A 9,640-nucleotide genomic window follows, 5' to 3' on the forward strand; every position below is an offset into this window, starting at 1 on the left:
TCACCGTGTGGACCCGGCAAAACAGTACTCTGGAGAGACCTGGCGCCGCCCCTGAACTAGGGACATAGCGAGCAGCCCAGGCGCCGAAGGTGCAAACCCGCCATGCGGGGCAACTCTCAGGCAAAAGGACAGAGGGGCGGAAGATTCAGCCGTAGTGCAGGCGCAGGCCGCCGTGCACCACCGGCATTCCGTAACCCTGGCAACACTGCCGTCCCGGAGTTTCCGCGCATGTCCGCAACCCTCAAACGCACCCCGCTGGCCGAAGAACACGTCGCCTCTGGCGCCCGCATGGTCGACTTCGGCGGCTGGGACATGCCGCTGGCCTACGGTTCGCAGCTGGAAGAACACCACGCCGTGCGCCAGGACGCCGGCATGTTCGACGTGTCGCACATGCTGAACGTCGACGTCATCGGCCCCGACGCCTATGCCTTTCTTCAGCGCCTGGTCGCCAACGACGTGGCCAAGCTCACCGTGCCCGGCAAGGCGCTGTATAGCTGCATGCTGAACCCCCAGGGCGGCGTGATCGACGACCTGATCATTTATTTCTTCGCCGCCGATGAATGGCGCGTGGTGGTCAACGCCGGCACCGCCGACAAGGACGTGGCCTGGATGCAGCGCGTCAAGCAGGCCGGCCAGTTCGACGTCGCCATCACGCCGCGCCGCGATTTGGCCATGGTGGCCGTGCAGGGCCCCAACGCCCGCGCCAAGGTCTGGGCCGCGCGCCCGGCGTGGCAAGCCGCCAGCGAGCCGCTGACCGCCTTCGTGGCCGCCCGCGTGGGCGACGACACTCTGGTGGCCCGCACTGGCTACACGGGCGAAGACGGTTTTGAAATCGTGCTGCCCGCCGCCGAGGTCGTGCAGCTGTGGCGCGACCTGGTCGCCCAAGGCGTGCGCCCTTGCGGCCTGGGCGCGCGCGACACGCTGCGCCTGGAAGCCGGCATGAATCTCTATGGCCAGGACATGGACGAGCTGACCCAGCCCGACCAGGCCGGCCTGACCTGGACCGTGTCCCTGAAAAACGCCGAGCGCCGCTTCATCGGCCGCGACGCGCTGGAACAATTCGCCACCCCCGCCACCTTCATCGGCCTGAAGCTGCAAGAGCGCGGCGTCATGCGCGCGCACATGGCCGTGCGCACCAAGCAAGGCACGGGCGAGCTCACCAGCGGCACCATGTCGCCCACGCTGGGCGTGTCGATCGGCTTCGCGCGGCTGCCGCAAGGCGTGAAGCCGGGCGATACGGTCGAGGTCGACATCCGCGGCAAATGGGTGCCTGCCCTGGCCTGCAAGTTGCCGTTCGTGCGTAACGGCAAAGCGGTCGAACACTCGTAAACTCGAAGCTTCGCGCGAGCCGCCGGCCCCTGGGGCGACGGCCGCCCGCGCGAGGCGCGCAACACCATTCATCTACCCGCATTCCCTCAGGAGTTCCCATGAGTCTGCCCACCGATCGCAAGTACACCGAGTCCCATGAATGGGTCAAAGCCGAAGGCGACGTGTTCGTCGTCGGCATCACCGATACCGCCCAGGATCAATTGGGCGATCTGGTCTTCGTCGGCGACGTGAAGGTCGGCGCCAAGCTGAACGCCGGTGAAACCGCTGGCGTGGTCGAATCGGTCAAGGCCGCTTCGGACATCTACGCTCCCGTGGCCGGCGAGATCGTCGCCTTCAACGAAGAACTGGAAAACAACCCCAACCTGATCAACGAATCGGCTTTCACCGCCTGGATCTTCAAGATCAAGCCGGTCAACGCCGCCGACGCCGACAAGTTGCTCGACGCCGCCGGCTACGAAGCCGTCGCCAACGGCTAAGCCGCTGGTCCGGATCGGGCGCGCGAGCACCAGCCCGCGCCCGATCCGCAAGATGCAATACCGTCCGTTCTCCGACGACACCCGCTATCCCGAGATCTCTCCATGTCGCGCGCCCTAGACACCCATACCGACTTCATTCCCCGCCACATCGGCCCCTCCGACGCCGACCAGGCCGCCATGCTCGCCGTCATCGGCAGCGCCAGCCTGGACGCCCTGATCGAAGAAGTCGTGCCGCCCAAGATCCGCAGCCAGGCCCCGCTGGCGCTGCCCGCCTCGCGCAGCGAAACCGACGTGCTGGCCGAGCTGAAGCAGATCGCCGGCCGCAACAAGGTCTACCGCAGCTACATCGGCCAGGGGTACTACGGCACGCAAACTCCCAACGTGGTGTTGCGCAACATTCTTGAGAATCCCGCCTGGTACACGGCCTACACGCCTTACCAGCCCGAGATCTCCCAGGGTCGCCTCGAAGCCCTGCTGAACTACCAGACCATGGTCGCCGACCTGACCGGGCTGGACATTTCCAACGCTTCGTTGCTGGACGAAAGCACCGCCGCCGCCGAAGCCATGACGCTGGCGCGCCGCAGCGCCAAGTCGAAGAGCCCGGTGTTCTTCATTTCGCGCCACGTGCATCCCCAGACCATCGAAGTCGTGCGCACGCGCGCCGAAGGCCTGGACATCGAGATCGCCATCGGCGACGAGGCCGAGGGCCTGCCCGAGTGCTTCGGCGTGCTGCTGCAGTACCCGCACAGCACAGGCTCGGTGGCCGACTACCGCAAGCTGGCCGAGGCTGCGCACGCGCAAGGCGCCATCGTGGCCGTTGCGACCGACCTGCTGGCGCTGGCCCTGCTGGCCGCGCCGGGCGAATGGGGCGCGGACATCGCCATCGGTTCGGCCCAGCGTTTCGGCGTGCCGTTCGGTTTTGGCGGCCCGCATGCCGGCTTCATGGCCTGCAAGGACGCCTTCAAGCGCAACATGGCCGGCCGCCTGGTCGGCGTGTCCAAGGACGCGCAAGGCAACCCCGCGATGCGCCTGGCGCTGCAAACGCGCGAGCAGCACATCCGCCGCGAGAAAGCCACCTCCAACATCTGCACCGCGCAAGTGCTGCTGGCCGTCATGGCTGGCATGTACGCGGTGTGGCACGGCCCGGCCGGCATCCGTCGCATCGCCGAGCGCGTGCAGCGCAGCACCGCCATCCTGCGCGCCGAGCTGGTCAAGCTGGGCGTGAAGGTGGCCAACGACACCTTCTTCGACACGCTGCTGCTGGAGACCGGCGCGGCTACCCCGGCCATCCTGACCGCGGCCGATTGCGAGCGCATCAACCTGCGCCGCGTCGACGGCGCACGCCTGGCGGTTTCCCTGGACGAGACCGTCACCGTGGCTGACCTGCAGGCGCTGGTCAATGTCTTCGCCTCCGGCCTGGAGCGCGACGACGTCGAGCTCGACATCGACGCGCTGGACGCGGCCGCCGCTAGCGGCATTCCCGCCGGCGTGGCGCGCGCAAGCGCGATCCTGACGCATCCGGTGTTCTCCAGCGTGCAGTCGGAAACCGACATGCTGCGCTACCTGCGCAAGCTGGCCGACAAGGACCTGGCGCTGGACCGCACCATGATCCCGCTGGGCTCCTGCACCATGAAGCTCAACGCCACCGCCGAGATGATCCCCATCACCTGGCCCGAATTCGCGCTGATCCACCCGTTTGCGCCGGCTTCGCAAAGCCAGGGCTACAACGAGCTGATCGACCGTCTGTCGGCCGCGCTGTGCGAGATTACCGGCTATGACAACATCAGCCTGCAGCCCAACTCGGGCGCGCAGGGCGAGTACGCGGGCCTCTTGGCCATCCGCGGCTACCACCAGGCCAACGGCCAGCATCAGCGCAACATCTGCCTGATCCCGTCGTCGGCGCACGGCACCAACCCGGCCTCGGCGCAACTGGCCGGCATGGACGTAGTGGTGGTGGCCTCCGACGCCAACGGCAACGTCGATCTGGCCGACCTGCGCGCCAAGATCGAACAGGTCGGCGACAAGCTGGCTGCCCTGATGATCACGTATCCGTCGACCCACGGCGTGTTCGAGGAAGCCGTCACCGAGATCTGCGATCTGGTGCACCAGGCCGGCGGCCAGGTCTACCTGGATGGCGCCAACATGAACGCGATGGTCGGCGTGGCCCAGCCGGGCAAGTTCGGTTCGGACGTGTCCCACCTGAACCTGCACAAGACCTTCTGCATCCCGCATGGCGGCGGCGGCCCCGGCGTCGGTCCGGTGGCGGTGCGCGCGCACCTGGCGCCCTACCTGCCGGGCGTGGTGAACGAGCAGGGCAAGCTGCCCGGCGACGCCAAGGTCGGCCCCGTGTCGGCCGCTCCGTTCGGTTCTGCCGGCATCCTGCCCATTCCGTTCGTGTACATCGCGCTGATGGGCGCCGACGGCCTGCGCCGCGCCACCGAAGTCGCGATCCTGAACGCCAACTACATTGCCACCCGCCTGCGCGACCACTACCCGGTCCTGTATGCGGGCCGCAATGGCCGCGTGGCGCACGAGTGCATCCTGGACGTGCGTCCGCTCAAGGAAACCAGCGGCATCAGCGCCGAAGACATCGCCAAGCGCCTGATGGACTACGGTTTCCATGCGCCCACCATGAGCTTCCCGGTGGCCGGCACGCTGATGGTCGAGCCGACCGAATCGGAAGGCGTGGCCGAACTGGACCGCTTCATCGACGCGATGATTTCGATCCGCGAGGAAATCGCCCAGGTCGAGCGCGGCGAGCGCGATGCGGAAGACAACGTTCTGAAGAACGCGCCGCACACCGCGCAGATGCTGCTGGCCGAGGAATGGCTGCACGACTATCCGCGCCAGCAAGCCGCCTATCCGGTGGCCTCGCTGCGCGATGCCAAGTACTGGCCGCCGGTTGCCCGCGTGGACAATGCCTACGGCGACCGCAACCTGGTGTGCGCCTGCCTGCCGATCGAAGCCTACGCGTAAACGCGGACGGCAAGGCCCGGCGCCAGCCGGGCCCGGGCAAAAAAAATCCCCCATCCGAAAGATGGGGGATTTTTTCGTCCTGCGTCGGCTGAAATTTACTTCGCCGGCGCGGCCTTGCTGGTGACGGCGAAGTCTTCCGCGATGCTGAAGAACGTGTTGAGCATGATCTGCAGGTTTTCCTTGCCGATGCCGCCCTCCGAGTTCATGTCCATCTGCAGCACGGCCCGGTTCTTGTCGTCCAGGTAGGCGCGCGTCCAGCGGTATTCCTGGTTCCAGGCGTTGATGGCCTTGAGCGAGACCGGCTTCTTGCTGCTGTAAGTCGCGGTCACGACGAGGTCATGGCACTTCTCGGTGAAGTCGTTGCACAGGAAGTCGACGCGCAGCTCGCTGGCGCCGGTGTCGCGGGGATCCAGGATCAGGACAGGACCTTCGTCGCCATCCTGCTTGCGCGGGTTGTAGACCATGTCGTCCAGCATGGTCGTTACGGTGTCCACGTCGAAATCCTGCATGTAGCCGGCCGCGGAGGCGGTGTCGGCGGGGGCTGCCAGCTCGGCGCCTTCGGCCGGTTCGCCTTCCTCTTCCATGCCGTCCATGTCGTCGTCCATGCCGGTCGCGCCCAGCAGGCCCGCGAACAGTTCATCGGCGGGGATCTTCTGGCCGTTCAGGTCGCCCATGCCATCGGCGAAGTGGAACTTGCCGATGATGTTGTCGCCGTCGTTCTTGCCGACGTTGAGCATTTCAGCCATGCCGGACATCGAACGCATCTGGTCGTCGGCTTCCTCGGCGGCCTTTTCCGCGGTCAAGCCTTGCTTCTTGACGGCGTACTGCACGATCAGGTCGCGCACCATGGGCTTGGAGATGACCAGGGTGGCATCGATCTGCTTGATGGCCTTGACCATGATCTCCTGGGGAGTCAGATCCTTGACGTTGGGCGGATTGGTCAGGTCCAGCGTGAAGTTCAGCTTGCTTTCACCCTTGTCGGTTTTCCAGCTGATCGGATCGATGCTGAACGAGGGGTTGCCGTTGAGCAGCTTGCCGGCGTTTTCCAGCACGGCGTCGAACTGCTCGTCCTTCAGGCCTTCGTCGCTGGCGCCCAGCATGTACTGGCGCACGATCTGGTTGTAGGTGTCCGACAGTTGCTTGATGGCGGCGCCGTCCAGCTTGGCGAGCTTGATCACGGCCTGGCCGTTGCCCAGCGCCACGTCGTTCAGCGTGATGGTGCCGGTCTGGTAAGTGGCTTCGACATTGACGTTCTTGTCGTCTTCGGCCAGCTTGACGCCATAGCCCAGATTGTCCACCGAGACCTTGACGTCATCACCGGGGCGGGTGACGTCGATGCGCTTGAGCTTGACGCTCGAATCGCCGACGGACAGGCCGAACTTGCCCATGCGGCTGTTGACGTCCATGGTCAGGCCGGACAGCAGCATCTTGACGGGGTCATCCGACTTTTCGCCGTCCACCGACAGCGTTTCGACCAGGGCGTGCGCCGTGACGGCCTGCAGCGCGCGGTCGAAGGTGCCGTTGATCACCATACCGCTGAAGTTGACAGCGTTGCCGTCGTGCGTGATCTGCACGGGGGCGATATTGGCGGTGGAGGTGGCGAAGCCGCCGAAATTGATGACCGTGTCCGCGCTCAGGGGCGCCACCCCCTTGGTCAGCTCGAACAGTTCCTTGATGTTGTCGGTCTTGGCGAGCTCGGCGTGCGTGAACGCCAGCTTGGGGGCGATGGCGCCGCGCGCCAGGGCGCTCTTGGGGAAGGGGCCGTGTTCGATGGACGCGTCGAATTCGATCATGCCCTTGGGCAGGTCCTCGCCGAGCTTGTCGCCGTTGACCAGCGACACGCCATAGCGCGCCTGCGTCGAGAACAGGCCGCGTTCGTACTTCAGCTGATCGATGCGCAGACCGAACAGAGGCGTGATCTTGGCCAGTTTCTCGTTGGCTTCGGCCAGATGGCGCTGCGAGCTTTCCTCGATGCGCTTGCCGGTGTACCACGTGGCCCCGACCCAGCTTCCCGCTCCCACTATGACCACGCCGAGGGTGATCGCTACGCTCTTTTTCATCGTTCTGCTTGTATCGTTGATTGTCGAGTCATATCCGGTGACAGGCGGCTGCTTGTGGCCGCTGGACCCTGTTGCTGGCGTCCGCCATCGGAATACGCGCATTCATCGGCCTGTAAGGCCCGCGGCGAGTATACCGAGGCCGGTGGTCATGTGACCGCGCTCGCAGTTACAGAAGATTTCAAAATGAAAGCCGGCGCGTTCGCGCCGGCTTTTCAGGGCAAAAGGCCTAGGTCGCGGATTACATCGGATCCAGGGGATAGATCGGGCGGCGCACGTGCTGGAAATCGAGCTGGCCGTAATCCGAGGTGGTAACGCCCACGCCGGTGCATTCGATGACTTGCGTGGCCATGTCGGAGAAGCCCGCGCGCCAGTGCACCCGGCTCTTGAGCACGACGTAGCGCTTTTGCAGCGGATCGATGCCGGCCGACAGCAGGCAATTGATGTCGAAGGGTTCCTGGTGGCGCGACACGACCACGATCTCCACGCGGCCGGTATCGATCACGACGGTCAGGCCGGTGTCGTTGCGTACGCCGCGGTACATGGGGCCGCGGTTCAGGTAGACGCCGTCGAACACCAGCTTGACGCGACCGGTGATTTCCAGCGGTTCGCTGGGTTCCTTGATGGCGGGCATGGCCATCTTGCTGCCCAGCTTGAGCGTGATGCTCTGGCCTACGCCGGCCGTTGCTGCCTGCTGCGCCGCCTGCGGGTCGCAGATGGCGTAGAAGACCACGTTCTCCAGTTCCTGGTGCAGCACTTCGGCCAGCACGGCGGTGGTGTCCATGGTGCCGCCGGAGCCGGTGTTGTCGTAGTGGTCCAGCAATACGACGGGGCCTTGTTCGATGCCCTTGGCACGCGCGATGGTGGGCGCCAGCGGTTCGGGGTGGAACACCCAGTCGGCGCGGCCGTTCCAGGCCTGGTCCAGCAGTTCGTCGCGGTAGCGCTGCGCGTCGGCCAGGTTGCCGTCGGTACAGACCACGGCGCTCAGGCCGGCTTCACGGATGTCGGCGTGCGGGAAACCGACGAAGACCGAGGCGGCCAGCACGCCGCCGGCTTCCAGCTCCTTGCAGCGTTCCTGCAGCGGCTTGTTGGGCGCGGCGTGGGTGCCCTGGCACATGATGTGCGGCAGCATGGGCTTGTTGGCCCAGGACATGACGGGTTTGATCTCGCCCTTCAGGGTGCGTGCGATCACGTTCGCGGCGCGCAGGCCCGCGGCGCGGATGTCCACGTGCGGGTAGGTATGGAAACCGCTGATGACGGTGGCGTGCTTGACGATGTCATCGTAGATGTTGGCGTGCATGTCCAGCGTTACCGCCACCGGCGTGTGCGGATCGATCTCGCGCAGGCGGCGCAGCAGGTCGCCCTCGGCGTCCTCCACGCCTTCGGCGACCATGGCGCCGTGCAGGTCCAGCAGGATGGCGTCGTAGCCGCCGCGCTGGACCTCGTCCAGGACCAGCTTGCACAGCCGCTCGTGGGTGTCGGCGCTGGCGGGGCCGCTAGGCCAGGACTCGGCCGCCACCGGCACGACCATTTCGGCGCCTTCGCGGCGCGCCACTTCGATATAGCCGCCCAGGCCGCTGTCGGTATTCTCGTAGGCCTTGATGGCGCGTTCGCCGGCCAGGACTTCGGGATTGCCGCGGAAAAAGCGTTCAAGCGGGGTAGGCACGGGCGAAAACGTATTCGTCTCGTGCTTGATCATTGCCAAAAGCCAACGCATGGGAATTCCTGTGGGTTTGCTGTGGTGGATCGGTCAGGCCGCCCGGGGAGGCTGGGGCCAGGGGTGTTGTTCGGGCCGCATGCTTTCCCAGGCGCGCGCGATGCGCAGCACGCCCAGGTCGTCAAAGCGCGCGCCGGCGATCTGCAGGCCGATGGGCAGGCCCGCCTTGGTATAGCCGCAATTGACGGACGCCGCGGGCTGCTCGCTCATGTTGTAGGGGAGCGTGTAGCCGATGTGGTGCATGGTGGTCGCGACTTCATTGGTGGGCGACGGCCACTCGGCGTTGTAGGCGACGACCGGAGCCACGGGCGAAAGCACGTAGTCGTAGGGCGCGCAGGCCGCGACCGTCTTGGCGCGCACGTTCATGGTTTCGTAATAGCTGCGGAACACGTCCTCGCCGGACTGGCCGCCGCCGCTTTCCGCCCAGGTGCGGATGAAGGGCAGGATCTTGTCGCGGCGTTCCTGGGGCAGGGCTGCCAGGTCTATGGCCGAGCGGGTGCGCCAGAAGCGGTCCACGCCTTCCAGCATGGCGGGCGTCATCCAGGGCTGCATTGGCGTGACGGTGGCGCCGGCGGCCTCGAAGGCGCGCGCCGCGGCCTCGACCGCAGCGCGGATTTCGGGGTCCAGGGGCAGGCCGCAGCCGGCGTCCAGCAGCAGGCCGATGCGCAGGCCGCGCAGGTCGCGCTCGAGGTCGAGCCAGTCGAAGTCTTGGTAGGGCAGGCTCATGTGGTCGCGCGCATCGGGCTGCGACAGCACGCCCATCATGAGCGCCGAGTCGGCGACCGTGCGGGTCATGGGGCCGGCGCAGCGGCCCATGAACGGCGGATCGATGGGGATGCGGCCCAGGCTGGGCTTGAGGGTGGCGATGCCGCACCAGGCCGCCGGCAGGCGCACGGAGCCGCCAATGTCGGTGCCGATGTGCAGCGGGCCGTAGCCCGCGGCCGCCGCGGCGCCCGCGCCGGCGCTGGATCCGCCCGGGTTCTTGGACAGATCCCAGGGATTGCGGGTCAGTTCATGGAAGCTGGACAGGCCAGAGGACAGCATGCCGAAGTCGGGCATGGTGGTCTTGCCCAGCAGTACCGCGC

The 9,640-nt window shown here is 66.3% G+C and carries 6 protein-coding genes and 1 riboswitch; of the genes, 3 read left to right on the top strand and 3 right to left on the bottom strand.

The window, feature by feature from the left end; genetic code table 11:
• The first annotated feature begins 19 nt into the window (after positions 1–19).
• A riboswitch (glycine riboswitch) is annotated at positions 20–142 on the top strand.
• An 86-nt stretch (positions 143–228) separates the two neighbouring features.
• From gcvT to gcvP, 3 genes are all read left to right on the top strand, one after another.
• Positions 229–1,329 (top strand): glycine cleavage system aminomethyltransferase GcvT, encoded by a 1,101-nt coding sequence (gcvT, locus tag AC6LKD_RS13105; protein ID WP_498116489.1) that lies wholly within the window; start codon positions 229–231, stop codon positions 1,327–1,329.
• A 98-nt stretch (positions 1,330–1,427) separates the two neighbouring features.
• Complete coding sequence (gcvH, locus tag AC6LKD_RS13110) at positions 1,428–1,805, top strand: glycine cleavage system protein GcvH (protein WP_042795177.1); 378 nt, start codon at positions 1,428–1,430, stop codon at positions 1,803–1,805.
• A gap of 102 nt (positions 1,806–1,907) precedes the next feature.
• Positions 1,908–4,781 carry an aminomethyl-transferring glycine dehydrogenase gene (gene gcvP / locus AC6LKD_RS13115; RefSeq protein ID WP_498116490.1) on the top strand — a complete coding sequence of 958 codons (2,874 nt, stop codon included), beginning with the start codon at positions 1,908–1,910 and terminating at the stop codon, positions 4,779–4,781.
• Between the two features lie 95 nt (positions 4,782–4,876).
• Here the strand turns inward: gcvP and AC6LKD_RS13120 are convergent, their stop codons facing one another.
• The 3 genes from AC6LKD_RS13120 to AC6LKD_RS13130 all read right to left on the bottom strand — a co-directional run.
• Positions 4,877–6,841, bottom strand: a complete 1,965-nt coding sequence (locus tag AC6LKD_RS13120; RefSeq protein ID WP_498116491.1) for a DUF945 family protein — start codon at positions 6,839–6,841, stop codon at positions 4,877–4,879.
• Between the two features lie 238 nt (positions 6,842–7,079).
• Positions 7,080–8,555 (bottom strand): M81 family metallopeptidase, encoded by a 1,476-nt coding sequence (locus AC6LKD_RS13125; RefSeq protein WP_498116492.1) that lies wholly within the window; start codon positions 8,553–8,555, stop codon positions 7,080–7,082.
• Positions 8,556–8,588: 33 nt separating this feature from the next.
• Positions 8,589–9,640 (bottom strand): amidase (locus AC6LKD_RS13130; protein ID WP_498116493.1); only part of this gene is annotated, 1,052 nt, incomplete at its 5' end.

Source organism: Achromobacter sp. D7-1, from assembly GCF_059760445.1.

Excerpts from the sequence above, each read along its gene's own strand:
- gcvT (WP_498116489.1), top strand. The coding sequence starts at position 229 with ATGTCCGCAACCCTCAAACGCACCCCGCTGGCCGAAGAACACGTCGCC.
- gcvH (WP_042795177.1), top strand. The coding sequence starts at position 1,428 with ATGAGTCTGCCCACCGATCGCAAGTACACCGAGTCCCATGAATGGGTC.
- gcvP (WP_498116490.1), top strand. The coding sequence starts at position 1,908 with ATGTCGCGCGCCCTAGACACCCATACCGACTTCATTCCCCGCCACATC.
- AC6LKD_RS13120 (WP_498116491.1), bottom strand. The coding sequence starts at position 6,841 with ATGAAAAAGAGCGTAGCGATCACCCTCGGCGTGGTCATAGTGGGAGCG.
- AC6LKD_RS13125 (WP_498116492.1), bottom strand. The coding sequence starts at position 8,555 with ATGCGTTGGCTTTTGGCAATGATCAAGCACGAGACGAATACGTTTTCG.